Here is a 24,278-nt window from a genome sequence, read left to right as displayed (position 1 = left end):
ACCTCAATGGAATGAGAAGTTGGCGAAGACGTCCTCATCAATGAGGCCAGTCTGCGATTCGATGACGTCTACGTCGTTAAAACACTGATTTAAAATCAATAGCAGATCAGAGATAGCCAAACGATACTCAGTTACAGAATCGCTCAGGCGCTTCAAGTATGGATGAGGTTGCTCAGAGTCACGAATCAACTTGTTAACGAATCCCTCCAAACCACGAATGGTCAGGTCAACGTTCTTCAGTTCTTCGTAACGGCTTTCACCGAAGCTGCTGCGAATCTTTTCCGCTTTCCATCCAGAGATGGCATTAGCCAGGCGAACGTGTTTCGCCGTCAATTCTGCGAGCTTGCTTTCGATCTCTGCCAGCTGTGCCGCATCACGGTTCTCTTGAACAGGAATACCCGCAGTACTCACATAGGCTTGTACTTTGAATCCTGCGAATTTCGCAGAGTGCTTCACCGTGCCACGGAAGCGTCGATATCCAAGCGGCTCAATAAAGGCACGCCCAGATTTGGCTTTAGGCTTTTCATTTGAAAAACGCGAAGCGTTAGAGGTCACAGTAGCAAGAGCATTGCTAATGACACTCATATCTTCAAGGCAATTTTCTAAACGCATAAAACCTCTTAACAACTCGATGGCTCGTAACTAAGTGTACGCTGTGTTGATGAAAGCGACAAATAATAAACGGCCCCAAAAGGAGCCGTATTGTATTACAGAGTGCTCGCAAAAGCAGCAAATTCTGTATAGCCGCCGATAGGTTCACCATTTACGAACACCTGCGGTATGGTTTCCACCGGCTTGCCAACCAGGTCGCTCAACTTCTCTTTGTCGATGCCGGCAGACACAATATCGATGTATTCGTAATCACCAAAGCCGTGGCCGTGCAGCTGCTTCGCCAGCTCGACCGCACGTTTGCAGTATGAGCAATTATCGCGTCCGTAGATAACGACCTTCATCACTTCACCCCGTGCAGCTGCTGCTTGAGAAGATAGCCTTCCAGGGGCCAGATTTTGGCAATTGCGTTCTGGCGTGCAATTTTACGCCCGATCTCCGGGTCAAAGTTCTCCGGGCTGGCGCACGCAGACTCGCCGGTTACGGTAAAGCCGTTCTCCAGCACAAGAACGCAGAATGTCAGCAGTTCGAGTGATTGCGGGGCCGGTTCAGGCTCTTCCTGCTTCAGCCACAACGGTGAGCTGCGATATCCGTCCGCGCCGGTAAAGTAAAACTCGCCTGAGATAACGGCTTCAATGCGTTCCGGGGTAACACGCGCGGCCGTTTTGCCTTTGGCCACAATCTCTTTTTCGATATCCATATCGGTCATTTTGGTTTCCTTACGTTAAAAACGAGCGATCCGGGCACGAAGAATCAGGTCATACGCCTTCATCGTGTCCAGCTGCTTAATGAGGATGATGCGGTCGACATACAGCAGGCGAGCAAACCCGTCGCCGGCAATGTACGCCTCCAGTTCTTTGATGCGGCCACACAGTTCTTCGTGTTCATCCATGACACGTTTCTGGTGTGGCAGGTACTCCTTGGTCATTGGCTTCCCCTTACTGATAGGCTTCCAGTGCGACTTTGCATAGCTCAGAACGCACGCAGTCTTCGGTCGCAAACTCAATAAGGCCAACATGGGAGGAAGGTTTAAAACGCTCCAGTGCATCTTCCAGACCAGACTTAACATTGCCTGGCAGGTCGCATTGCGTCACATCCCCGTTCACAATGACAGTTACGTTCTCGCCCATACGGGTAAGGAACATTTTCATTTGTGACGCTGTAACGTTTTGTGCCTCATCGAGAATGACTACAGCGTTCTCGAACGTTCGCCCACGCATGTAAGCGAAGGGGGCAATTTCTACTTTGGCCACCTCTGGCTTTAAGCAATATTCAAGGAATGAGCCACCCAAACGCTTCTGTAGCACGTCATAGACGGGCCGAAAGAACGGGGCGAACTTCTCGCTCATGTCACCCGGAAGGAAGCCCAGATCTTCTTCTGCTTGCAATACCGGACGCGTCACGATGATCTTCCCGACTTCCTTATCCAGCAGACGCTGCGCTGCGACGGCAGCAGCCAGGTAGGTCTTGCCGCAACCGGCTTCACCAGTGGCGAACGTCAGAGGTTTGGTATCGAGAGAGATAAGATAGCGGGCCTGGGCCTCGTTACGCGCTTCGATGGGAGAGTTGTCGCGTTTAGGTTTTGGTGGCAGAGCATGGGCGGCAGCCAGTTCGTCAACGATGATTGTGTCAATTTCGTAACCGTGGATGCGTGGTTTCGACTTCAGAGCCTGACGAGCTGCGCGACGCGCCTGTTTACGTTTGTTTCCCATATTGAGTCCTTTCAAGTGAGTTACCGAAAGAACTATACTCACAAATAATAAGTAAGTCATTACCTACGAGTGCGGATTTAAATGTTATATCAGCGATGCAAGATCAATTTATCACTAATAAATATTGATAAAATAATACGCTAAGACCACAAAATTTCTGTTATCCGATCCAACCTATATTGCTTGTATAAGACACATGAGGGCATTTAATGCAGCGTCTAACAATTTATGCAGCTGTAGTTGCAACATTAACGGGGTGTAGCGGGCATTACGCCCCATCAGCAGAAAAGACAGCGGTAGACCAGTTGAAAACAATAAATGACAATAGTGAATTATGCTTGGAGTTAGCCAAAGTTAACAGCATACCCGCAAAATCTGGAGGCGTGGCCACGATGCAAAGAGAGGATTTTGACATTTATTATGCTCAGAAAACCTATCTAAAGCAACGCATTGCCGCACGCAGACTAGATTGCAGCAAACTTAATAATTCGCAGAAAGCAACACTCGTTGGAGAATTGAGTCCGGAACAGGCATTAGCGAGAGTCTCAACGACGTGCAACGCCATAGCACAGCGTTCACAGTTTGCCGATCCAAACGTTGTTTATGCAATGTGCAACCGCGGCTACAAAGCAACGGCCAAAAAGTGTAGCCATGATATGGCCCAGTTTACAGAGCAGTCTATGCACCTGACTGGTACGACACGAGCTGAATATCTCGAAATAGGAGGAGGATTCCGTGCAGGTTGTAATTTACATTTCAAAGGCTAAGTTCAGTTTGAGAATGCATTAACTGAATAATATTATCACAATTCATATTTACATTTTTTGCGTCATAAGGAATAACTGTGAACCAAGCTAGACATCATCACTACCTTTCTCAGTGCTATTTGCGAGGATTTACGAAAAATAGAGGTGTGAAATCAAAGCTTACTGCCTTTGATCTAAAAAATAAAAAAATCTTCGAATCTAACACTCGAAATGTAGGAGGAGTTAGAGATTTTAACAGAATTGATGCTGAAGATGTTGATCCTAATGTACTCGAAAGTACACTGGCTGAGTTTGAGGGTAGCGTTGCTACAGAACTTAATAATCTTAGTCAGGGTAAGCCATTCTCAGGAGAAACAAAGGATATTCTTCTCACTTTTATTTCATTACTCGCTGTAAGAACACCAGCTATGCGAGAACACTTACAATCTCAAATAACCCCGATAGTAGAAATGGTCGCGAAAATGACTGTTTTAAATCAAGAGAGATACGAGGATACTATCCGAGATTATGAGGAAAAATCTGCGAAATCTCTTCCCGTAGTTCCATTTGAGAAGATGAAAAATTTTGTCGAAGGTGGGCAATTCTCAATTTCGGTTAAGCGTGAATTTCTCATAGCGGCAGAAATGGAAATGTCTAAGGCTATTGATACTGCGCTCCGTAGCCGTAGCTGGCGATTATTCCGTTCTACAGATGAATCAGGCACCTTCATAACTTCAGATCACCCAGTAAGCTTGATGTGGACAGATGGCAGGCCAGGTTCACCAGGTTTTCTAGTTGAAGATACCTGTGTTCTTTTCCCCATATCGAAAGATATAGTGCTGTATGGGGATTTCGGTGACATAAGTGGTCAGTATCATGCAACTAAAAAATTAGCTGCTCATTTCAATACATGTGTCATCTATAATGCAGTCGAAAGGGTATTTTCTTCCGATCGGACGTTTAATTACATTGATGGGAATGGTGTAATCAAACAGGGGAAAAAACTTATGTGAAATTGGTAGGGGTAGTCATGCCCCTATGATTTTTTTGCGTTTTTCTTCTTCCAAACGTGAAGTTTTAATCTGTATTATCTGTTTATTTTCATTGTTGTTATCTCCATGCAAACAGCCTCACTCCTACTACTGGTGGTGCTACAGATAAATAGTTTATGACTTAGCCAAAATTAACAGATGCTTTTTGATAGTAGATAACTGCCGCCTCCAACTCGCGAACATATCTGTCAAACTCGCCTACAACATACATCAGAAACCGATCGTTCATGAGAATCTCGTCGAAAGTATTGACTGTTATACCAGCGTTTTCATTCATTGCTCGGTTTACTGCGCGAATCTCACGTGATTTCTTTAAGGTTGAATTTGCAAGGCTATGATAATTTTCGACAACACCGTCATTGTGGGCCATGATATTTCTGATTGCAGCAAGATGATCAATGCTTCTGATGCCTTTGCCACCTATAGATCCAGTAAGTCGCTTATGACAGTCTTCGACCAATTTGAATTTTTTGTCAGTCTCCTCTCCCGACAATTTATCCATGACATCAAGACATTCGACCACGTGGTGTTCAAATAGTCCATACATCGTCAAAAAAGCTGAACGACGAGTAAGTTGTGTAATCAGGTGTTTGTGTTTCGATTTTACTTCATCAGCATTATATCCAGAACTGGAGCCGCAGGTAAAATACGGTACCGTATACCGATAAACATTACCGTCATCATCCTCATGATAATCTTCAAACTCATCTTCCAATACCGCGCCCGGAAGTGCGGCATCATTGAGAGCACTTACAATGTTTGTCTCAGCTTGTTCAGCGAGCATATTCATGACTCTTATTGATGTCTTAGCCTCCCAAAGTTTTAAGCTGAAAAATAGCTTTGCCATCAGTAGAGTTCCCTAAAGTGTTTCGCAGATAGCTCAAATGTAACTCCAACAAAATATTTAGCAACGCAAAAGGGGCCGAAGCCCCTTTGATTTTTGCGCTAAAAAAGTGTTGCTACGATGCTAAGAAGCAATGGTTAAGAACGTCTGCCGTGTCTATCACAGCGCTGAACGGTCTGGCGACATTTGCGGAGTCTTTCCGTTCCGACGGTGGTGGCGAACTCCAAACCGTTCAGCGCTGTGTTGGCGATGGTGGGTGGATTCGAACCACCGACCAGTTGATCAACAGTCAACCGCTCTACCACTGAGCTACACCATCATTTTTCGCGGCGGTACTTGTTCATGGGCAACCAGGCAACCAAGGACTTTCCCGCAACTTGCACTTTCCGTTAGTGCCAGACGAGGCTTGTGGCTCGCTCACATAGAGCGAAGATCTTGAATCCTTCACGGCGGTTGATGGCCGCCAGATTTTTCGATCTTATCGGATGTATGGAATCATCCATGTTGTGAAACCAGGGGCTACATAGGCAACAATGATTTCACCAGAGGGTTAAAGAATCCTGCTTTCACAACGTTGAGGCCACTGAACCGATTTATGTTCGACCCAACATATTAATCAGTCGCTACAGCTCTGTGGAATCACCTGTATGATTAAAAGAAAACAGTGACCTCAACGTTGTGCGCTGGCTAACCATACCAGCCGGGTTACGTCGCCGCTTTTAACCCAAGATTAAACGACATAAGTAATGGAAATGACGTAACAGGATGGACGGTTAGCTGGCTGAAACCGGGATGATGGAATGGAATGAGGAAACCAACCGTCCATCCTGTTACTTCATCGGAAAGAGCATGGGTGGTGCCGTATCATGCTCTCTCCTGCGTTCTGCAATCACACTCGCTCAGTGTGTCCCATTTCGGTGACGAGGCTGGAAACTGACCTCGCTGGTGTTTGGCTTCTTAGGCTACTGCCAGGTACGTATCTTCGTTTGCAGTTATATTTAACGTTCAAACAGTCGCGTCTCAACGAAAACAAGTGAATCTTATATATACTAGATAAGTAAGCAAATACTTATTTCTCTATACATCGTTTAGTTGCTATTTTTTTGATCAAACTCACCTTCTGTTCCGGCGTTCTCGTGATGATGGCCGTAAAACGCTTAGCTTGAATAGTGATAGATTCGTTCTCCTTCAGTTCACCGTAGTGAGTCTCCAGCAAAGAACCCAGGCGCCACAGACCGTCGTCTATGCGTTTGTAGCTGGCAAATCTGATCAGCAGTAGCTTTACGATTAACTGACCAATGTAAAAGGCACATCCGAAGCCGGCCGCCACAAGGTATGTCGCCAGCCACCAGTCGAAAGAGGTCAAATTGCTCATTTCCACACTCCCGTCTCGTGAACAACTCGATACAGACGCTTACCGATGCGAAGCGTTTTAGTTTTCAGTTCCTGCCTGACCAAATCGCGACAGATACTGAAGCCGAGTGCCACGCCGCCAGCAAAAGATAATAGGATGTATGGAATCATCATAACGCCCCTTCCTCAGTCAATTCCTTCAATAATGAGTGTCCTTTTTCTGTGAGCTGATAGTTCTCCACACATCCTTTTGGCGAAACGTTAGCGACAAGATTCATGCGTTCCAGTTTGGCACGGGTCTTTGGCTTCCAGTTAGCGTAGAACTGTTTCCACTGGCTGATTTCACGGAGAGTTTCTTTCTCCCGTTTACTTAACATGATCATCCTTAATCTCCTTCAGTGAGTACGTGATATCTACAATGCGGCAAATGCGGCCGAGCATCAGTCTTTATCTCCAATATGGTCTTCGGTATCTCGCAGACATTTCGGCCACTTCAGACGCGGGTGGCGTAAGCTGCCTTCTGGCGTTTTCTCATGGCAGTGAACCTCGACGATGCGTCCACGATACTTATCCTGATTGTTCCAGATCTCATCCAGGTACTTATGCTTGATACCGCTGGCACGAACGATGACGCCGCTCTCCAGACGAATCACTATCTTGCCCAGCGTATGCGCAAAACCAGAGTCCGGGTCGCCTGGCTCGAAGTCGATGATTTCACCGTCTTCAGAATCCTCGTCTTTCAACTTCCACCAGCTGCGGGTACGCTTGAACTCGTAAACAGAGTCCGGATCTTTCCCCATCTCCCCTTCTTCGTTCTCGTCCAGGCGCTTCATAAAGCGTTCGATGAAGTCTTCATGGCTATGGATGATGTAGAAAGGATGCAGGTGGATATCTGGCGCATAATCCTCTCCGCGAGTGTTGCGGAACAACGCCACCAGCTTGGCCAGGCGCTCTTTCAGCTTCATGCCGGTTTTCAGGTACTCTTTGCTTTTTGCCTGAGCACGCCACTCTGGTAAGAAGAAATCGAAGATGTGGTAAACGGCACCAATGGCTTTCACGTTCTTCTTGCGAAGCGCCGACACGGACTGGTTGAACGTACCTGCAGTACCCTCACCATCGAAAAAGATGTGCTTGAAACCGGAGAGTCTGCCTCGCTCCAGCATGGCTGGTTTAAGGTGATCGAGTGACGTAATCGGATTGCCGGTACGCGTCAGGAAGTTCACCTCTTCCTCGTCAACGATGACTTCGCAGATAACCCGGAGACCATCGAGTTTGAGGCTGCCGATCATTGGCCACTTGGCCTTGGGATTTGGTTTAAATGGGTATTTGTCGCCTTTCTCCTTGTACGGAGACGCCAGCTGTACCTCAAACTTCGGAATTGGGTTTTCGAACACCTTGTTGCACAGACTGATACCGACGCCGGCTTTCGGATCTTTCAGCAGGAAGCGACGAAACACGTCCTGCCCGTCAGCGCACATTGAGGCAACAAGTGATTCGACAGCAGTAATGGCCGCGTTCCCGGTCAGTTCGCGCGCCGCCAGCTTCTCCAGCAGCTCGACTACCTTCTGGTCGCTGGGTACGGAAGTATCGAGTGGCTCGGCCACTTTGTACTTCTTCACACCGAATCGAATTAATGGGTTGAGCATTAGCGAAACCATGCTCTGCTCAAATTCATCAAGGTTGGCCAGCGCCTCTTTCTTGGCGTTGGTTCCCATCGTTTTTATGGCATCCAGCTTGTGCTTTAGGGCGATCAGTTTTTCCATTAGTGTTTAACCTCCATCGGTCGCTCGGGAGTTTTCATGTGTTTTCTTTGGTTGCTTCTTCAATGAGTGCCGCGTACACGTCAGTGACGGGCGCCAGTGAATCGGTGGACGTGGTTTCGGGTTTGGCTGGTTCTGTTTTCTTCGTGCGTTTAACCAGACTGTTAATCGTCATGGTGTTGCGCTTCCGGGTGAGCGTGCTGGCGTGGTCGTTTTGCTCTTCCACTTCTTTGATAAGCGCAGTCATATCGATGAAGTAGAGCTGTTCGCCTTTGCGGATCTCTTCGACCATCATCTTCAGCGCCTGGCATTTTCCAGCAGCAATGGCCGCAGCGCAGGACTGGAAAGATGTAGCCGGGAGACGCTTCTCTTTGTAGGCGAGGATGGTGTGCTGGCAGACTGTATAGCTGCAATGAGCCTCATGGCCGTTGATCTTCACTTCCGGGCAGCGCAGCGAATAACCGTTGTTTCCGGAGATAGACGGGATTTTCGACAAATCTGTTCTTGTGGACATGCTTCTAACCGTAGTCGTGTACTTACTTATTGAGCGCAGTTTAAAAAAGCCCCACCAGGGGGCTAAATGGTTTTTCGAGGCTTACCAGGTCGCCCAGCCAGTCATTTTGTCCTGAGCGGCTTCGAACCGGTATGGCTCCAGTAAATCGTTGGCATGGTGGACGGCGTAGGATTTTGCCTCCTGTTTAATCATCGGCAGCTCGTTGGCCAGGCGTGCCACCTGCCCTGCAAAACTGGCGAGCACACCATCACATGCCTGACCCGCATCGACAATGATGCGCACCAGGTCTAAGTCGCTGCGGCACATATCGCAGATGATGCCGTATTCAACCTCACGAACACGCTGCACCGCCTTCTTGGTGTCAGCATTTACAACTAAATCCAGCAGACCAGGCGGGGTCTTCAGCTCAGAAGAACGTTCCATTACTTCAGGCAATTCGATGATGCTTAGGAATGCGGCGCAGGCTGTGTCCTCTTCAGTTTCCGCTCTGTTTTTGATCGCTCTTAGGGTGATGTCTACGACACTAAGAAGCTCTTCACCATGCAGGCATTGGGCATAATTCGTGAAGACGATACGGCCGTCGTACCAGGCGCCGGTACGTATCTCCATCGAGCCATTCTCACCCTTCTTCATGAAAGCCACCAACGCGGCACGCTTCTGTTTAATGCCCGGTAATTCAGGGGACTCTCCAAAGCGAACCCACACCCGCATGTAAGAAGAACCTTCTGCAAGCGATACAGTCTTCAGCACCTGTGCAATATGCTCCAACGCCGCATCGATGGCTTCACCAACAATTTTCTGGCGTTCGTCAGCGTCGATTTCCACGCCCGATTTATCAATCATCTCTGTCACGGATTTTTGAATGTCTTCTTTCATCGGTATTCCTCACTCAACAATGCGCTTATTCTTACAGAAACATAAGTATGTATCTACTTATTAATGTAGGCGCTCTCTCGCTTTGAAGACTGACACTGACAGGCTCACCGAATTGAAGTAACCTCTCTAACTACAAACGCACCTTTGACTACCACACGACATTCACTTGGTTAAACACGAAACGATATGAAATTCATCAACTCAACAGCACTACTCGCATTGTCACTGTTTCTAAATTCTGGTTCGGCGGTAGCTAATGAAAATCAGAGACTTATTGAATCTGCCGCAGGTGGAGATATCATTTCGCAGCGTGATTTAGGGGTAAACTATCTAAAAGGCATAAACGGCTTCGAAAAGAACTATCCTCAAGCAAAAAAATGGCTCACATCGGCAGTGGAAAAAGGAGATAAGCCAGCCTCTCACGCCCTCGCATTAATGTACACATTTGGATATGGCGTCAACAAGGATTACCGTAGGGCTGAACAGTTATATAAAATTGCTGACAATGCGGTAGAAGGTGCTGCCTACAATAATCTTGCAGTTTTTTATGAAAAAGGCCTGGTAGGTAACCCGGACTCTGCTTTAGCTATTAAATACTATAAACTTGCTGTGGCTGCCGGCAGTCCAGAGTCTATGTATTATTTAGGTGCGAAATATCTGTCTGGAAACGGAGTCCCTAAGAATAGTAAGAAAACTTTTGAATTGTATAAAAAAGCGGCTGATAAAAACTATGTAAAAGCTATTACTAGCCTGGCCTCATTGTATGATGAAGGGATTGGAACAAAACGAGATGATGCTGAAGCCATTAAATGGTACAAAAAGGCAGCAGATCTTGGAGATCCTATGGGTATGTCAAATCTTGGTTATATGTACATTCATGGTGAAGGCACTCCAAAGAATTATTCTCTTGCCCGCTCATACTTAGAAAAGGCGGCAGATAAAGGCAATGAGGCGGCCTTGGCAAACTTAGGATATTTGTATTTAAACGGATTGGGCGTAAAAAAAGACTACCAAAAAGCAAGTGAACTTTATCAGGCATCTTGTGACAAAGGCGAAAAAATTGGCTGCGATTCACTTAATGATATGAAGAGACTAGGTTATTTTCGCACGTCTATAAAACAACCAAAGAATAAAATTGATAGCAATCGTCTTATTGCAAAATCAATAGATAAAGGTGTAAATGCGACATTTACTTGGCAGAGTGACGTTGCCACCTTCAAAGCTAATAATGGAAAAATTGACTGTAACTTTCTACAAGATAATACAGACAATGCAGGAAATCAGGCAACATCCTTTGTCTGCACAGACAATGTCCAGATTATTTTGAAGCGATTCAATGAAAGCAATAATGCCTACCTTGCGGTTATGACAGACAACTTCAAAACTGAGGTAAAGACGTTCTCTGTGAACGTCTATATTTCCGAAGTTAACTCAAAGTAATGCTGCTATGCCTTTAATTTTGGCTAACAATTCAAGCTGTTTGGTATATGGTTTAGCACGATAATAAGCCTTGAGGATTTGCTCTGGCGTCGCGTCGCCCGGGTCAAGTCCTTCCTCTCCCAAGCAGGCGACTTTAACATTGATGCCCAGACTGGCGATCCGTCTGGCCGCCGACATCGTGTTGCGGATCGCTTGCTTTTCGCTATCCCACATCATAATGACGTTGCGCAGGCCACGGGCCTTCAATGTCAGGAACGCGCCCAGCTGGTCTTCTGCATCTTCCGTTGTATTTCCGGATAAGTGCATCCCGAACGTGCCAATTGGCTCTACATAATCCCGCAGCGTCTCTTCGTCGAAGATGGCTCGCTTCACGCCCATTACGTCAAATGTCCCTTCACACACAACGACCGTTTGTTTTCCGACTGCGTTGTGGCCGTTGTAGAGAAACTTACCCGACGCCGGCAGCTGCATGGGGAAGAGGTAACGGCGTTCTGCTGCACCGGTAATGTCGCGCCCCTGGAAGGTCTTCATCACGCCATCCAGATCGTAAACCGGTATCAGGATGCGCATATCAAACACCTGTCCTTTGACCTGGTCTGTGTACGGATCGACGTATGCGTGCTTGCCTTCGACGCAGTAACGCAGATCAAAGTATTTAGCCAGCTCCGGGGAGATATGGCGCTCCACCAGATAATCAGGAAGACGACCGTCAATGGGGAGTTCGTAATGGCGCGGGAGAGCTACTGGCCCTTCGAGTTCAACCTTACTGGCCAGCACGACCTCTTCCTTCTTCGGCGCCCATCCTTGTGAGATCAGCGCGTTCTGGACGTACTCTTCAAAATCGCGACGGGATTTGCCGCTGTAGTGCTTGAGGAAGACCAGCTTGTTGAACTGAATCTCTTCGGGATGATCACCAGCAAAGCATTTGCCGACGCCATTGGTCAGGTTGAAATAAACCTTCCAGTTTGAGCTGCCGCATACCGGGCACTCCTTGATATTCACCTCACGTCCACGAGTACTGACACCACCACGACGGTAGATGATTCCTTCCATATCGAGCCATTGTTCAAAATCCAGCTCGGTCAGTAATTCTTTCAAGTCGCTCACGTTCTTAACCCTACTTTTTGCAGGTAATATCTTGATAAGCCTCGGTATTTGAATACCATAAAGGCTCATGTGTTTTTTCTTTTGTGGCTTTGGCAAAAGAGAAAATTTGTTCTCTTATGGAGACCGGCGTGGAGAGCGTTTCCCCACGCCTTCTTTTTTTAGAGGACGTCCATGATGCGTTCGATGAATCGCATTTGTTCAAGGTTCTGCTTAACGCGGATGCTTACGCCGCCTTTCTGGTTACGTGAACCAGCGAAGTACAGACGAGCTTCGCCTTTCGCTTCTTCCTCTTCCGTTTTGTTGATAGTGATAACGAGGTCAGCGATACGCACCTTCTCGATGTTATCCGCTGCGTGCATCATTGTGGCCACCTCAGAAGCGCCACCTTCCCTGTTAGTCTGCGATGCAGTGATGCCGGCCACGTTGTGTTTGTCATACAGCGCACGCAGGTCAGTGTAGATGCTGCGAATGTTGGCGCGGTCGTCGCGGAGGTCGTAGCTGGCACGCATCAGGTCAGCGTAGTCGACCACGACCATGTCGGGGATCATGCCATTTGCTTTCATGCTACCCAACATACGATCCAGATCTGCAGGCGACATGCTTCCGGACGGTCGTTCAACAATCCACAAGCTCCCCACGCCTTTCGTCGCGCCCAGCTCTGCCAGTTTGCGATGGACGTCGTCGCGGCGCTCCACCAGCTTGGACATTTCGGTCTCAGACAGACGGGCGTCAAAGCGATCTGACAGAATGGAGGTGTGAACTTCCAGCGACAGATACAGGACGTTGTAACCGGCAAGCGTGGCGTTGATGGAGAACTCTCCCATCGCCGTCGATTTACCAGACTTCGCGAAGCCCATGAACAGCACCATTTCACGCTTTGCCCAGCCTTTCTGGTAAAGCAGCTTGTCGAGCAGCGGTAGACCCGTTGTGATGCTGTTTGGCACGTAATCGTCGGACGCTTCGTACTCACGCGCCTTGTAACGCTCTGCTGATTCAGAGAAGTAATCGTAAATGCCGGTCGCTTCGTTAGAGCCAATTTGCTGGACTTTGGCCATGATTGCCATCGCGCCCTGAAAATCGCCCTTCTCTTTCATCTCAGCCGCTTTAATCAGCGCGTCGTCGAACGCTACGCTTTTGGCAAACGTCGCGACCTGGTCGACCATATACGCCGTATCTGACAGCTTCTCAGCGAGAATCCGCTTAAACGCCTCAACTACGTCTGGGAACAGCTCTTCGCGGATCGTCTTATCGCGTTTGGCGCGTTTGAGCATGTCGAGGATGGCCGACGATGATGGTGCGCTCTTATACATTCTGTAGTAGCCCGACACCATGTTCACCAGAATGGCGTTGGCCGCATTGGAGAACTGGTTTGGCGCAACCAGATCACCGGCGCGAGTCAGAAATTCATGGTCGCGACAGAAGTAGGCTGCGAGTCGATTCTGGAAGTCGTCGTCGAACTCTTCAGACAACCCTCGTCCTGTGTGGCAAAGTTCGGTCATGTGCTTTCCTTTGGTGCTTAAACAATTTGTTTTCTAATACTAAAAAAGCCAAATAGGGGATCAACAGAATCGCCGTGCTTCTTCCAGTTCTTCCGGGAAGTGCGCGTAAATCACACGCTCAGGCACGATTTCCATCAACCAGACAGCGGAGAAGATGATGCGGACGCGTTTGTCTCGGGTAATGCCACGCAGACGCTCCAGAACCCACTCAAAATAGCGTTCTTGAATCGGGTCGTGCTGCATGTCTCCCAGATGCTTAAAACTCACCAGAGAGTCATCCAGACGGGTTACAGCGCGTTTGGCTAACTTCTCTTCGAATATCTCGATCAGCTCGGGCTGCCAGAGATGCTGGGGGCGAGGTAATTTGTCCCACAGACGGCGTGCAGCTGCGGAAAGAACGGTAGAAATGAAGTAGTCATAAGAGCAGCAGTACTGGTCGGCAAACTGGCGTGCTTTCCAGAGAGACGTTTTGTTGGCCGTCGACAGCTCCTGATACGGCACACGTTTCAAACCGGTAGTGAATTGGGCCGTCTCATAGTGTTCTCGGCCATGCGACAGCATGATGTATGAGTACTGGCGCTTGTATGCCTCAGTGAAGAGGCATGTGGCCATAAGCGGGTGCATGTCGCGGTAATCAAACCACTTTGTCTCGAACAGCTCCGCCTCATCCTTGCAGCGTGACAGCCCAATATTCTCGGCCACCCACTTGTCCATGACTGTGGTGTCCCACTCGGTCATGAAGTCGTACTGGTCGTTGTTAATAGTGTTAAAGAAGATCTGGCTCATGTGCTCCGCCTGATAGGTAGTTACTTACTTATCATAATGGGCGAATCATAGCGACTGGAGACTGTTTTTGGAAGTGGAAACGGAAGGGAATGTGTCTGGGAAGTTGGCATAGAAAAAGACCTGCTTCCGTATAAATAATAATAAGTAACTTAGTATTTATATACAGAAGCAGGTTCTGAACTCGAAGTACCCACCAGATTCTGAGTACTGTCATGAAACACAAAAAAGTGCATAATCCTTTCTAAACCTCAACAAAAGGCGACATGATGATATTGTACAAATACGTCCCAGAAGAAACTTTAAAACTGTTTTTTGATCATGACGCAACCAGCTTCAAATTTACTCCAGTTGGTCAGTTCAATGATCCTTTCGAAACATACGGTGTATCGTTTGCCTCTGAAGATAAAGACTCGCTAGCGCATTTGACGTTTCGCTCAAAGATCAATTCAGACCTAGCCAGTCTATGCTTATCCAGATCACCTTTAGAAGTCCTAATGTGGTCTCACTATGCTCAACACCACAGAGGTTATGTAGTTGGCATTGATACCGAATTAGCAGGGTTTAACGATGAGAATCTTTGTTTAATCACTGCGAATGAAGGGGGTATTGATTATCTCGATGAGCGAGACAAATCCAGAGTCATCATCTCCGATAAAAACTTTAAAAACAAGGATATAGTTAAAAAGGTCTTATTTAGAAAAAGCCAACATTGGGAATATGAGAAAGAAGTTCGAATTGTTATTGAAAGTGACAAATTGATACCTATCGGTGATGATGAAGAAGATAGGTTTTATATATACAAGGCACCAGGCACAAATATTATTAAAGAGATATTCATAGGAATCAACAATGATGATTTTGAACTTACAGCACTCGAAAATGATAATTTAAGAAATGCCATTTTGGATAACAATATTAAAATCCAAAAATGTTGTTTCAAGAGGGGAACTTGGGACTTAGATAAAACTGATTATGATATGAGTCTGCTTACTGATTGGCCTAGCGCTGATTTCGGTATTCTTGCCGGTGTGATATCAGCATTCGAAAAAAACGAAATTTGAGATGAAGCGAACACAAGCGGTTTGTGTTCGCTTCATCATAACTAGCCTTTCTTCATCAGCTCACGCTTGATTTCATCGGTGCGCATCGTGACGTCGGCAGCGGTGATCGCCTCGTTCAGTTTCACGATGTCCTCGATTTCCTGCGGTGACTTCTCTGCCAGATGGAAAATGGCTGCACGAATCACGTCAGAACGGGTGAATTTCTCGAAACGAGGGATGAACTTCATCATCTCCAGCAGATCGAAGTACTCGTCTTCCAGCGACATTGTGCGGCTCTTAATCTTCTCTTTCCCACGAGTCGGACGCCCCTGCGGTCTGACTGGCTGGCGCATTGGGGTGCTGCTTTTTGCCGGTTCTTCCGGATCTTTGCGCTTTGCAAGGTCTCCCATTCTCATGGACATTATTCTTCCTCCAGACTCATGATGTAATCTACAAACTCTTCGAACTCGGCTTCTGCCTTCTTATCGCGTTCGGCGCCAGTCATTTCAAAGATAGAACGACCTGCCTCTTCCGCGTCGTCATAAACGTTACGGTTGTAAAGGTTAACCGGCGCAGCCTCGATGCCGAATGTCTCGACAATTTCTTTCGCCGCCAGAATACGTGACGCCTGGGAAGGCAGTGACGGGCACTGGTTCACTACCGCGCGGATCTTCACAGTCTCGTTCACGTTGCGAACGTTGTCGATAATCGGGTCGATATCACGCAGGGATTTCAAATCACGACGCTTAGGGCGAAGCGGGATAATGATGAAGTCTGCCAGCAGCATCGCTTGTCGCTGAATTTCGGAGTCAAAACCACCCGCATCAATGACGACGTAATCGTAGCGTCCCTTCAGCGATTTGATGTGTTTGACTATGTCGTCCTGAACGTATGCGAACGGGATTAGCTCAAGATCTTCGTTCTGGCGACGGTCTTCGCACCAGCTCGTTGTGGTGCGCTGAATATCAATGTCGGTGACGTGAGTCTTCTTTTTCTTTTTAACTTTGAGGCATACCGCAATTTGCTGGGCAACGGTAGATTTGCCTGGGCCGCCTTTTGTGCCGCCAACCACAATGATCCTGGTCATTGGTGAGTTCCCTTTGCGTGAATTATTGTCGTATGAAACAACTTGTTTTCTTATATGCGATATAGCCTAAATGCCTACGGCTACGGTGTAAAGGTGAAATGATAGGCAATGCAGGGTGTTAGCTCACAGAGCAAACTAACAGTTGAATGTTTGGCCAATCAGCCTTATAGTGAATGTACGGAAAGACGCCGTACATATGACGGGTTTGACCGATAATATTATTGATGCTTGAAATGACTATATAAATACTGATCTTATTGAATAAATACCGTTTAAATTACTGTTACTAATCGCTTATAAACTGACATTAAATTATTGAAATGATACTGAAATAGCTTATATATCTGATACTTAATTTAATTGAAATTTGACTATAGAAGTCCCTCACAGCTCATGACGTGAGGCTAGGAGTAAACATGTCAGCACTGAAAAAACAGCGCATCGATCTCAGATTAACCGACGACGACAAGAGCATGATCGAAGAAGCTGCGGCAATGACCAACCAGACGATTACTCAGTTTATGGTTGCCAGTGCCTCTGAACGTGCTGCGGAAGTGATAGAGCAACATCGCCGCTTGATTCTCAGTGAAGAGTCCTGGAATCTGGTAATGGATGCCATCAGTAACCCGCCTGCACCGAACGATAGGCTGAAACGAGCTGCCAAACGTCTACAAAGCATGGAGTAAGACGTGGCCGACCTGACCATAGAGATGTTTTCAGCACAAGCCGTATACGATTTTTCGGGCTTCGACTGCGGCGAACCATCTCTGAATGATTTCCTGCAAAACCGCCTGGTACAGCAACACAACGGGCGTATATTACGTGGCTACCTGCTTCTTACCAAAGATCCGGTGCCGAAAGTTAAGGGTTTTTACACGCTATCCGGGAGCTGTTTTGCAAGACAGACGCTACCATCGAACACCCAGAAGCGGAAAATCCCCTACGCGGATGCCCCCAGCGTTACGCTTGGCCGTCTGGCAATAGATATCAGCCTACAGAAACAAGGCTACGGGGAGGTTCTCGTAACGCACGCGTTGAAGGTTGTTTATCAGGCTTCTCGCGCAGTAGGCATATACGCTTTGTTTGTGGATGCACTAAACCAAAGCGCAATGCAGTTCTATCAGAAGTTTGGATTCATCCCTTTGACGGGGGCAAATGCCAACTCGCTTTTCTACCCCACGAAAAGCATTGAAGAGCTGTTTGAAACAGAGTAAACGAAGCCCCTCGATTGAGGGGCTTTTTTAATTCAAGGCTTGTCTGTCCTGCCAGCTGCACAATCGCTCTCCCATCGTGTTATGGAAGAGGATCTCGCGTTCCGTCTCTTCGGTCATAAAGTCGTCGTTACTGACATAAATAGGGTTTGCTGCATCGCAGAACAGCACGCCGGAAGTCTGTGTCTTAATCACGCAGCCACTTATCATGCAGCTCGCGATGAACAGCAGAAGCATCTTTCCGCCGCACTTCATTAAGTATCTCATTTTTGACGTCCACTGTGCTTTGAAGTCTTTTCCTGTCCTCCTGCCTTGCCTTCTCTTCGATTGCTTGTCGGGCCGCACGACCTCCCATCGTATAAGCGCCGACAAGCACGAAAAGAACGGCAGCCAGAGTCATCAGAGCAAACTTCAGTTTTGAAAATAGGCTGCCGGTCATATCAGACCATCCCGTTCTGGTGTTTTCGCACCTGTGACCAGGCGATAAAGCCAGCCACCACAATGGTCGCGATACCGAAGATGATCCGAACCGTATCACCACTGGTGATGTGTCCCTGCGCCTTGTCCATTGCCGCAGAGACCTGTGGCATGACGTCAGCCAGCTGTGCCAGACCAATTCCCGCCGTAACGGTCGCACCGGCAGTTTCTTTGGTTACAGGAACAGCCTTCACGGTTTTCACCGGCTTAACGACACCAGCGCGACGTAGACCTTCCTCAATAACTTCTGCCGCATACCAGGTGTTCGGCGTTTTGAGCGGGCCACGGCCATTTTCATGACGGATAATCGCCTCCACCAGCGGACGCAGAGTGTCGTAGTCGTGCAGATCGATAATCATGTCCGGGGTCACGCCAACGGCTTTAGATACCTCGTTCACGTAAGCTACGGTGTTGTTTTCATGCGGAGGCGCCCAGCGTTCGATGACTTCGCGGATCGTATCGATGCTGGAGCCATCCTTCGCGCGGCGCTTGTCGTGGTAGGTAATGAGCGTTACTGCCAGCGCTCGAATGCCCCATACGGGATCTTTGAACGTGCAGAAACGCGGTTCGGCAGGGTTGTCAATTAACCCCTGCCACGGCGAACCTTTGTCGAGGTTGCCAGGGTTGTTATTACGAATGCCTCTCGGAGTTTTCATCCTTGATCTCCTGTTATTGCAGTCCATTCTTCACGCCATAAGCGGCCAGACCCAGCAGCAGCGCGGTAATCAGGAACGACGTTATCTTTGAGATAATGCCGCCAAAGAACCCGCTGGAGATGGCGTCTAGTCGATTAAGTAGTTTGTCCAGGTTGGAGTGCTGAATGCTGTGTTGCGAAGGCGTCATATCGCCAAAGTAGGTTTTGAGCTGGTCGTTGACCTCCTGGCCAATTTCCTCACGTAACTCCTTACCTAATTTGCCGACAACTTCACGCGCAACGATAGCGGCAATGCGCTCTACCTGCTCTGGCGTTACGCCTGCCATCTCGTTCGACATTATTTCCTCCATGAATCGTCAAATCGGGATGGCTGTTTTATACCACAAATCACCCTTGCATGGTAGGTAAGTACTTACACACGAGCACCATAAATTGCACCGACTTTAGTCCATGTAGGCACGTTCCCCGTGACAGCCTTACCCGCCGCGCCCCCTCCGTACATTGTCCCCAATCGTCCAGTAGCAGCCGCACCAGCAGCCCCCACATTACCTCCACTACCGCATGTGTATTGGACAGCGGTAGTGCCGATTAAATATTGAGCGCCAATACCGGCAGCGGTTAAAGTGCCAGAAGTTGCCGCACGCGAACCTGAAGCTGGCGGCCTTGTAGTGTTTGCAACACCAAACGGGCGACCGCCACCACCCATACCACCATCGGCTGAGTTACCGCCGCCACCGCCACCGCCACCGGCAATAGCGCCGTTATTGGTTATTCTTAAACGAGTCCCAATCCCGTTGTTAATAGCAGTGCCACCGGCAGCACCGCCACCTTTAACGCCACCATTACCCCCACGACCATAGACAGTTACACCTGCGTTGATTACCAGGCTGATATAAGAGTTGGTAAGCGAACTCGGGAAATCTAAACATGGCACGCCGCTGCTGAACGACACCAGATCCCCTGTAATGGTAACAACGACTGGTGTCGACCCCTGTGATTTTAAATAGTTGATCAGTGTGTCTTTGTTGTAGTTATGATTCGCACCGATGCTGTAATGAATTTCCTTAGAACAACCTGCTAACTGAGACATATTCCCAGCAGCAGACAATTGCACCGCCGTTCGAGCTGCACTCATCCATCTCTGGCCTGTCACACTGACAGCCGAAGACCCAATCCAACCGGGAACACCGACAATTGGCACATCTAATCTCCTTATCCGATGTGAAAATAGATGATTGGTGGGGAAGCCGCACCAATCGCCTTGATTACATTCTCGCCTTCAGTTCACGCACTTCCTTGCGCAACTCCTTGACGGCCTCAACCAGCATACCGATAACGCCGTTGTAGTTCAGACGCAGACGAGGCTCTCCAGACTGATCGTTATGGTCAACCGTTACCAGTTCAGGCTGAACATTCTGGACGTCCTGAGCGATGAGGCCACCAGACTGCTCATAACGGTCACAGACCTGAATCTCGTACAGAACACCTTCGATCCGATCCAGCTTGTCGAGCGCTCGTTCAATCTTGCGAATATTGCGTTTGCTACGACGGTCAGAGCGGATATAAACGTCATTGAAGCTGCCATTGCCTCCACAAACCCAAGTACCATCATTCTGGAGGTATGCGTTCGCATCCGTGCCGTTTGCGGTACGTGAGTTGTTGATCATGTAAAAACCAAACTGACTGTTTCCCAGACCTCCGACGAAAAACTTACGATCGGCATGATCTTGTCTCAGTAACGCCTGTGCTGAACTTGTCGCCACAGCATTACGTCCAAAGATAACGTTCTGATCGCGCATACTAATCCACGAGCCGGAACCACTATTAATGGCAAAACGGTTGGCGTAAACCCATGCACTGGAGGTAATGTCGCCAGAAACAGAAAGAGGTTTATTACTTTGTAAGGTTGTATTTATAAACCGAAACACATGAGCGCTGTTAGCATATACATCCAGAACTCCATCCCCATTTTGCTTAAATCCGGTATCATTATCGCCAAGAACAATAGAGTTTCCCCCTAACCCGTTAGCCACGCCTATTCCAAGTGCACCATTAATGACAGCCCCACCAGAAACAGACAGCCCATTGGATACTGACATTTGTCCAGAAGCATTATTGATGGTTAACGGACGAAGACCATTCCATCCGCCATATGCATTACCTGAAGGAGTTAAAAGAAAGTAGGTGTTTCCGCCGTCATTCCTGATAATGAAACCAAAATTCCCGCTTACTGCTCTGAATTGACCCCCATCGCCTTTAACTGACGAGACCTGAACCTCGCCACGGAAACGTGCATATTGCGCTGTTGAAATTTGCAGTTCTTCCTGTGAGTCTGTATTACCAGTTGCTAAACGATAAACGCCGCCCTGAACAGTTTCATGCCATATAGTATCTGCATTGCCGCCACGCATTTTCCTCAGGAAGTTTTTTGAACCTGTTGCAGTCGTGCTCAATGCACTCATGCAATATACATTTTGGTTCAAACCATCTTGATTAATGGTGCCGCCGCCAGGGAGGGTAAATACGCCATCTTCACCGAATACAAAATCTCCGGAAGAAGCAGTATTGCCAGAGACTTTATTAGGAGTTCCACAGTTGATGCGGATACCCTGGCGTCGTGAAGAATGATCCACTCCATCTTTGAAGATGTATCCGTCTACTGCTGTAGTCCCATCATTTTTAGTGTATTCAAAACGGATATGCCTGTTAACGAGATTCCTGAAAGTAATATCACCCGTTGTTAACATGCCTGGTGTTGTTAATGCACCTGTTAAAGCCCCTCCCGCAATTGGTAACGCCCCGATGTCCGTAGGGGTTGGCTTATTGAGAGTGGTATATATTTGCGCCCAAGCCGACCAGTTGGCATCCGTTGAATCTCGGCGCGAACGAACATAAACCGGAGCATGGGCACCACTCGTACCACTCCAGCCAATTAAAAGTTCTCCCTCGCCAGCAGCTGCCGAACCTTTGAGGTGAACAACATTCCCGTACGCTACGGGGTAACCATTGTGGTAGGCTTCATACATCTGGATGCCAGGCATTGCACCCTGAGTGTTTGCGCCCAATGCCGTAACTCGGCCACAAGAAACTAATGTCGGGATACTGATGTTTGCCGTGCCATCGAAAGAGACGTTGTTGATGGTTCTCGGTGTCTGCAATTTACTCGCCGATACGGCATTAGCATTTGAAGCAAGTGCGCCAATATCAGAAGGCGTAGGTTTATTGCGAGTATTATACAAACGACGCCAACCAGGCGCGTAGCCATCACCATTATTAATGTATATAAACTCAGCGTTAGTAACGCCCCCATGCCCTGTGGTTGTGGGGGTAGTAACACGAATTGTGTAGCTACTTGTATTTGCATTACTGAAAACTTCAATTACTGACCCAGAGAGGTCAATCCTGCCGCATCCGGTATCGTCAATGTAATTGTTGCCCGCGTAGGCCCATGAGCACCGGGCGATCCAACATTTGTATTCAAAAGCACCTTGTTCATTGAGCCATGTTACGAATTGGGCAGTTGTAAAAGGCGAACCATTTCCACTATTCAGCCAACCGCTAACCGCTGCTGCTGCATTTATGTTGGCTGGACTGATGCTAATGTCGGAAGAACCGTCAAAATTTACACCTGCAATTTTTCTTGCAGTTTGCAGTTTCGTGGCGGTAGCGGCATTTCCAACCAAAGAGCCAGAGATGGAGCCATTGATGTCTGAAAGTACTCGGTGATATACCGTTCCCTCGACTGCACCTTCCGGCAACGAGTCAACCGACTCGATTACACCCAGCGTTTCTACCGCGGCGCCGGAGAATTGTAGGTTAACAATCAACTTCTTAGCGCCCGCTCCCACATGGAGGAAGATGTCGTAATTATCTTCGTCGGTATTCACGGTAGCCAAGCTATTTACGGCGGAGTCCTGCGTTAAATAGGCAACCGCATTGAGACCTCGCGGATCATCGTCCGCGGTTCGCAGGACAATATCAGCCATCGCCGCCTGGCCTGGGCTATCGGCCTCATAACCAGCGCCACCGATCACTTCGATGTAGACAGTGCTGGTCGCTTGCGGCATACGCGCACGCGAGATTTTTACCCACTTGGGCGTTTCAGAAGTCAAATCAAGTTCGGCGGATGTACCCTTCCATTTCACACTGGCGACACTGGACTGCGCATTCTGCGCATATTCATAGGCCTTGTCCTCAGACGCTTTCGCTTTCGTTTGAGATGCTTTGGCCTCAGCCGCCGAAGTCGAGGCCTCGAACGCTTTTGCTGTCGCGAGTGTGGCCGACTCAGCGGCTTCTGCTGCATTTGCTTCAACACTTGCCAGAGCATCACTTGCGGTTGTAGCTGATGCGGCTGCGCTTGCTTCATACTTCTTAGCCTCAACAACGCTTGATGCGGCCGCGTCTTTGCTAGCCTCTGCCGCATCAGCATACTCACCAGCTGTAGCGGCGCTTCCCGCCGCCGCGTCAGCGCTTAAACCGGCAGCCACTTTGCTCGCGGAGGCGGCGGTTTCCGAGGCGGCAGCGTTGGTCTCAGACACTTTAGCCGCGGCAGCGCTGGTGGCCGACCCATCGGCGCTCTGCGCCGCGTTTGTTTCAGATGTTTTGGATGCGTTCTGAGATGCAAGAGCGGCGGCTGCACTGCCCGCTGCTGCGCTTTCTGATGCGGCGGCATTGCTCTCAGAAACTTCAGCAGCTGCGGCGGAATTAGATGCTGCGGTCGCAGAATCCGCAGCAGAGACAGCACTGCCAGCAGCGTTAGTTTCTGAGGCTTTCGCGGCATTTTTTGACGCTGCGGCACTCGAAGCAGATGCCCCGGCTTCGGCGGCTTTCTCCGTTGCGGTGGCAGCTGAAGCTACAGCAGTCTCTTTATGGCTTTCTGCATTCGTTTCGGAGGTCTTTGCACCCTTAGCGGCTTCGCTGGCAACGCCTTCGGATGCAGCTGCTGCTGCGGCACTGTTACTGGCTTCAGTCGCCTTTGTTCCGGCAGTGCTTGCGCTATTGGCAGCTGCCGCTGCGCTGGCGGCGGCCTGTTTAGCTTTGTCGCCCGCGGCATCGATTGCATCCGCATTGTCCCTGTACCATTGCTGGTTGGCATTGTGCTCATCGACGATTTGGGTGAGCGATTTAACCGTTACCTCAGTACCATCCTCGCGTTCGAGTGTCACTTCATCAATGGCAGTTAACCAGCTTCTCATTGTCTTCGAGTCGGCTGACATTCGGGTCATCAATGCTGTAAAGCGGGCGCTGAACTGGGTCAGATCGCCTTCATAGGTAGTGATGATCCGGCATGGGACCTCATTCTGGGTCTCACCAGTGTACTGCTCCATGAGTGTCAAGCGGGTGTCATTTAGCACGCGCTTAATTTCGTACAGGCTGTTATCGGGTCCGATGACAATCATACCCGGCAATACACCATTGGCTGTGACGTTCCAAAACGTACCAGTGCCCTCAAGTGTGTCACTTCCCTTTGTAAATGTGATAGTACCTTCCCTGTACCACATATTCGCTCC

At 48.5% G+C, this 24,278-nt stretch carries 28 protein-coding genes and 1 tRNA gene; 6 read left to right on the top strand and 23 right to left on the bottom strand.

The window, feature by feature from the left end; translation table 11 throughout:
• Positions 1–3: 3 nt before the first annotated feature.
• The 5 genes from L3069_RS26775 to phoH all read right to left on the bottom strand — a co-directional run bounded on the left by L3069_RS26775 (position 4) and on the right by phoH (position 2,321).
• Positions 4–612 carry a hypothetical protein gene (locus tag L3069_RS26775; protein ID WP_176686774.1) on the bottom strand — a complete coding sequence of 203 codons (609 nt, stop codon included), beginning with the start codon at positions 610–612 and terminating at the stop codon, positions 4–6.
• 95 nt (positions 613–707) lie between these two features.
• Positions 708–953: a GrxA family glutaredoxin gene (locus L3069_RS26770; RefSeq protein WP_006812570.1), complete on the bottom strand. Its 246-nt coding sequence runs from the start codon at positions 951–953 to the stop codon at positions 708–710.
• Complete coding sequence (locus L3069_RS26765; protein WP_048228578.1) at positions 953–1,318, bottom strand: Gp49 family protein; 366 nt, start codon at positions 1,316–1,318, stop codon at positions 953–955. Before L3069_RS26765 ends, L3069_RS26770 begins: the two co-directional genes overlap by 1 nt.
• 15 nt (positions 1,319–1,333) lie before the next feature.
• Entirely contained in the window at positions 1,334–1,537 is a 204-nt protein-coding gene (locus L3069_RS26760) for a hypothetical protein (RefSeq protein ID WP_048228580.1), read from the bottom strand.
• A gap of 10 nt (positions 1,538–1,547) precedes the next feature.
• Positions 1,548–2,321, bottom strand: a complete 774-nt coding sequence (gene phoH / locus L3069_RS26755; RefSeq protein ID WP_058662765.1) for a phosphate starvation-inducible protein PhoH — start codon at positions 2,319–2,321, stop codon at positions 1,548–1,550.
• A 209-nt stretch (positions 2,322–2,530) separates the two neighbouring features.
• Between phoH and L3069_RS26750 the strand changes: the two genes are divergently transcribed.
• Together L3069_RS26750 and L3069_RS26745 are read left to right on the top strand one after the other, a co-directional pair.
• Complete coding sequence (locus L3069_RS26750; RefSeq protein ID WP_048228581.1) at positions 2,531–3,088, top strand: hypothetical protein; 558 nt, start codon at positions 2,531–2,533, stop codon at positions 3,086–3,088.
• Positions 3,089–3,165: 77 nt separating this feature from the next.
• Positions 3,166–4,080, top strand: a complete 915-nt coding sequence (locus L3069_RS26745; protein ID WP_058662764.1) for a DUF4238 domain-containing protein — start codon at positions 3,166–3,168, stop codon at positions 4,078–4,080.
• Between the two features lie 160 nt (positions 4,081–4,240).
• Here the strand turns inward: L3069_RS26745 and L3069_RS26740 are convergent, their stop codons facing one another.
• The 7 genes from L3069_RS26740 to L3069_RS26710 all read right to left on the bottom strand — a co-directional run bounded on the left by L3069_RS26740 (position 4,241) and on the right by L3069_RS26710 (position 9,466).
• A complete protein-coding gene (locus L3069_RS26740; protein WP_058662763.1) occupies positions 4,241–4,966 on the bottom strand; it encodes a hypothetical protein in 726 nt (241 codons plus the stop codon).
• A 241-nt stretch (positions 4,967–5,207) separates the two neighbouring features.
• Positions 5,208–5,282: transfer RNA gene (locus L3069_RS26735), tRNA-Asn, on the bottom strand.
• Positions 5,283–6,032: 750 nt separating this feature from the next.
• A complete protein-coding gene (locus L3069_RS26730; RefSeq protein WP_058662762.1) occupies positions 6,033–6,338 on the bottom strand; it encodes a hypothetical protein in 306 nt (101 codons plus the stop codon).
• A 148-nt stretch (positions 6,339–6,486) separates the two neighbouring features.
• Positions 6,487–6,699: a hypothetical protein gene (locus L3069_RS26725; RefSeq protein WP_058662761.1), complete on the bottom strand. Its 213-nt coding sequence runs from the start codon at positions 6,697–6,699 to the stop codon at positions 6,487–6,489.
• Positions 6,700–6,756: 57 nt separating this feature from the next.
• Positions 6,757–8,079, bottom strand: a complete 1,323-nt coding sequence (locus L3069_RS26720) for a DNA ligase (protein ID WP_058662760.1) — start codon at positions 8,077–8,079, stop codon at positions 6,757–6,759.
• A 34-nt stretch (positions 8,080–8,113) separates the two neighbouring features.
• Positions 8,114–8,590, bottom strand: coding sequence for a hypothetical protein (locus L3069_RS26715; RefSeq protein WP_173651629.1), 477 nt, complete (start codon positions 8,588–8,590; stop codon positions 8,114–8,116).
• A gap of 81 nt (positions 8,591–8,671) precedes the next feature.
• Positions 8,672–9,466, bottom strand: a complete 795-nt coding sequence (locus L3069_RS26710) for a hypothetical protein (protein ID WP_129256636.1) — start codon at positions 9,464–9,466, stop codon at positions 8,672–8,674.
• 186 nt (positions 9,467–9,652) lie between these two features.
• Between L3069_RS26710 and L3069_RS26705 the strand changes: the two genes are divergently transcribed.
• Positions 9,653–10,906, top strand: coding sequence for a tetratricopeptide repeat protein (locus L3069_RS26705; protein ID WP_058662758.1), 1,254 nt, complete (start codon positions 9,653–9,655; stop codon positions 10,904–10,906).
• On the opposite strand, the gene L3069_RS26700 is transcribed toward L3069_RS26705, so the two are convergent.
• From L3069_RS26700 to L3069_RS26690, 3 genes are all read right to left on the bottom strand, one after another.
• Positions 10,898–12,013, bottom strand: coding sequence for a DNA primase (locus tag L3069_RS26700; RefSeq protein ID WP_176686776.1), 1,116 nt, complete (start codon positions 12,011–12,013; stop codon positions 10,898–10,900). The genes L3069_RS26705 and L3069_RS26700 overlap by 9 nt on opposite strands.
• A 158-nt stretch (positions 12,014–12,171) precedes the next feature.
• Complete coding sequence (locus L3069_RS26695; protein WP_006812582.1) at positions 12,172–13,512, bottom strand: DnaB-like helicase C-terminal domain-containing protein; 1,341 nt, start codon at positions 13,510–13,512, stop codon at positions 12,172–12,174.
• Positions 13,513–13,572: 60 nt separating this feature from the next.
• Entirely contained in the window at positions 13,573–14,298 is a 726-nt protein-coding gene (locus L3069_RS26690; RefSeq protein ID WP_006812583.1) for a hypothetical protein, read from the bottom strand.
• A gap of 263 nt (positions 14,299–14,561) precedes the next feature.
• On the opposite strand from L3069_RS26690, the gene L3069_RS26685 reads away from it, so the two are divergent.
• Positions 14,562–15,359, top strand: a complete 798-nt coding sequence (locus L3069_RS26685) for a DUF2971 domain-containing protein (protein WP_077990606.1) — start codon at positions 14,562–14,564, stop codon at positions 15,357–15,359.
• A 41-nt stretch (positions 15,360–15,400) separates the two neighbouring features.
• Here L3069_RS26685 and L3069_RS26680 read toward each other — a convergent pair whose 3' ends face one another.
• Together L3069_RS26680 and L3069_RS26675 are read right to left on the bottom strand one after the other, a co-directional pair.
• A complete protein-coding gene (locus tag L3069_RS26680; RefSeq protein WP_160956455.1) occupies positions 15,401–15,754 on the bottom strand; it encodes a hypothetical protein in 354 nt (117 codons plus the stop codon).
• 5 nt (positions 15,755–15,759) lie between these two features.
• Positions 15,760–16,425 (bottom strand): AAA family ATPase, encoded by a 666-nt coding sequence (locus L3069_RS26675; protein WP_023315962.1) that lies wholly within the window; start codon positions 16,423–16,425, stop codon positions 15,760–15,762.
• Positions 16,426–16,841: 416 nt separating this feature from the next.
• Between L3069_RS26675 and L3069_RS26670 the strand changes: the two genes are divergently transcribed.
• Together L3069_RS26670 and L3069_RS26665 are read left to right on the top strand one after the other, a co-directional pair.
• A complete protein-coding gene (locus tag L3069_RS26670) occupies positions 16,842–17,111 on the top strand; it encodes a DUF1778 domain-containing protein (RefSeq protein ID WP_016582626.1) in 270 nt (89 codons plus the stop codon).
• A gap of 24 nt (positions 17,112–17,135) precedes the next feature.
• Positions 17,136–17,639 (top strand): GNAT family N-acetyltransferase, encoded by a 504-nt coding sequence (locus L3069_RS26665; RefSeq protein ID WP_172754447.1) that lies wholly within the window; start codon positions 17,136–17,138, stop codon positions 17,637–17,639.
• Between the two features lie 27 nt (positions 17,640–17,666).
• On the opposite strand, the gene L3069_RS26660 is transcribed toward L3069_RS26665, so the two are convergent.
• The 6 genes from L3069_RS26660 to L3069_RS26635 all read right to left on the bottom strand — a co-directional run bounded on the left by L3069_RS26660 (position 17,667) and on the right by L3069_RS26635 (position 24,269).
• Complete coding sequence (locus tag L3069_RS26660) at positions 17,667–17,831, bottom strand: hypothetical protein (RefSeq protein ID WP_228100666.1); 165 nt, start codon at positions 17,829–17,831, stop codon at positions 17,667–17,669.
• Complete coding sequence (locus tag L3069_RS26655; protein ID WP_040110303.1) at positions 17,824–18,075, bottom strand: hypothetical protein; 252 nt, start codon at positions 18,073–18,075, stop codon at positions 17,824–17,826. The genes L3069_RS26660 and L3069_RS26655 overlap by 8 nt, the downstream gene beginning before the upstream one ends.
• A 1-nt stretch (position 18,076) precedes the next feature.
• Positions 18,077–18,769 carry a membrane protein gene (locus L3069_RS26650; RefSeq protein WP_006812500.1) on the bottom strand — a complete coding sequence of 231 codons (693 nt, stop codon included), beginning with the start codon at positions 18,767–18,769 and terminating at the stop codon, positions 18,077–18,079.
• Between the two features lie 13 nt (positions 18,770–18,782).
• Positions 18,783–19,106 (bottom strand): hypothetical protein, encoded by a 324-nt coding sequence (locus L3069_RS26645; RefSeq protein WP_000064173.1) that lies wholly within the window; start codon positions 19,104–19,106, stop codon positions 18,783–18,785.
• Positions 19,107–19,180: 74 nt separating this feature from the next.
• A complete protein-coding gene (locus tag L3069_RS26640; RefSeq protein ID WP_040110304.1) occupies positions 19,181–19,969 on the bottom strand; it encodes a receptor-recognizing protein in 789 nt (262 codons plus the stop codon).
• Between the two features lie 64 nt (positions 19,970–20,033).
• Positions 20,034–24,269, bottom strand: coding sequence for a tail fiber domain-containing protein (locus tag L3069_RS26635; protein WP_236901979.1), 4,236 nt, complete (start codon positions 24,267–24,269; stop codon positions 20,034–20,036).
• Between the last annotated feature and the right edge of the window lie 9 nt (positions 24,270–24,278).

The organism is Enterobacter cloacae complex sp. ECL411 (assembly GCF_021869665.1).
GTDB lineage: Bacteria > Pseudomonadota > Gammaproteobacteria > Enterobacterales > Enterobacteriaceae > Enterobacter > Enterobacter intestinihominis.
Note: the sequence above shows the minus strand (reverse complement) of the source record. Positions and strands in the feature narration are given on the sequence as shown.

Bases quoted from the DNA above. Each gene is read 5' to 3' on its own strand.
- L3069_RS26710 (WP_129256636.1), bottom strand. From the start codon at position 9,466: ATGAAAGAAGACATTCAAAAATCCGTGACAGAGATGATTGATAAATCG.
- L3069_RS26730 (WP_058662762.1), bottom strand. From the start codon at position 6,338: ATGAGCAATTTGACCTCTTTCGACTGGTGGCTGGCGACATACCTTGTG.
- L3069_RS26715 (WP_173651629.1), bottom strand. From the start codon at position 8,590: ATGTCCACAAGAACAGATTTGTCGAAAATCCCGTCTATCTCCGGAAAC.
- L3069_RS26775 (WP_176686774.1), bottom strand. From the start codon at position 612: ATGCGTTTAGAAAATTGCCTTGAAGATATGAGTGTCATTAGCAATGCT.
- L3069_RS26670 (WP_016582626.1), top strand. From the start codon at position 16,842: ATGTCAGCACTGAAAAAACAGCGCATCGATCTCAGATTAACCGACGAC.
- L3069_RS26635 (WP_236901979.1), bottom strand. From the start codon at position 24,269: ATGTGGTACAGGGAAGGTACTATCACATTTACAAAGGGAAGTGACACA.
- L3069_RS26675 (WP_023315962.1), bottom strand. From the start codon at position 16,425: ATGACCAGGATCATTGTGGTTGGCGGCACAAAAGGCGGCCCAGGCAAA.
- L3069_RS26690 (WP_006812583.1), bottom strand. From the start codon at position 14,298: ATGAGCCAGATCTTCTTTAACACTATTAACAACGACCAGTACGACTTC.
- L3069_RS26665 (WP_172754447.1), top strand. From the start codon at position 17,136: ATGTTTTCAGCACAAGCCGTATACGATTTTTCGGGCTTCGACTGCGGC.
- L3069_RS26655 (WP_040110303.1), bottom strand. From the start codon at position 18,075: ATGACCGGCAGCCTATTTTCAAAACTGAAGTTTGCTCTGATGACTCTG.
- L3069_RS26685 (WP_077990606.1), top strand. From the start codon at position 14,562: ATGATGATATTGTACAAATACGTCCCAGAAGAAACTTTAAAACTGTTT.
- L3069_RS26740 (WP_058662763.1), bottom strand. From the start codon at position 4,966: ATGGCAAAGCTATTTTTCAGCTTAAAACTTTGGGAGGCTAAGACATCA.
- L3069_RS26760 (WP_048228580.1), bottom strand. From the start codon at position 1,537: ATGACCAAGGAGTACCTGCCACACCAGAAACGTGTCATGGATGAACAC.
- L3069_RS26645 (WP_000064173.1), bottom strand. From the start codon at position 19,106: ATGTCGAACGAGATGGCAGGCGTAACGCCAGAGCAGGTAGAGCGCATT.
- L3069_RS26720 (WP_058662760.1), bottom strand. From the start codon at position 8,079: ATGGAAAAACTGATCGCCCTAAAGCACAAGCTGGATGCCATAAAAACG.
- L3069_RS26680 (WP_160956455.1), bottom strand. From the start codon at position 15,754: ATGAGAATGGGAGACCTTGCAAAGCGCAAAGATCCGGAAGAACCGGCA.
- L3069_RS26765 (WP_048228578.1), bottom strand. From the start codon at position 1,318: ATGACCGATATGGATATCGAAAAAGAGATTGTGGCCAAAGGCAAAACG.
- L3069_RS26770 (WP_006812570.1), bottom strand. From the start codon at position 953: ATGAAGGTCGTTATCTACGGACGCGATAATTGCTCATACTGCAAACGT.
- L3069_RS26705 (WP_058662758.1), top strand. From the start codon at position 9,653: ATGAAATTCATCAACTCAACAGCACTACTCGCATTGTCACTGTTTCTA.
- phoH (WP_058662765.1), bottom strand. From the start codon at position 2,321: ATGGGAAACAAACGTAAACAGGCGCGTCGCGCAGCTCGTCAGGCTCTG.
- L3069_RS26650 (WP_006812500.1), bottom strand. From the start codon at position 18,769: ATGAAAACTCCGAGAGGCATTCGTAATAACAACCCTGGCAACCTCGAC.
- L3069_RS26695 (WP_006812582.1), bottom strand. From the start codon at position 13,512: ATGACCGAACTTTGCCACACAGGACGAGGGTTGTCTGAAGAGTTCGAC.
- L3069_RS26725 (WP_058662761.1), bottom strand. From the start codon at position 6,699: ATGATCATGTTAAGTAAACGGGAGAAAGAAACTCTCCGTGAAATCAGC.
- L3069_RS26750 (WP_048228581.1), top strand. From the start codon at position 2,531: ATGCAGCGTCTAACAATTTATGCAGCTGTAGTTGCAACATTAACGGGG.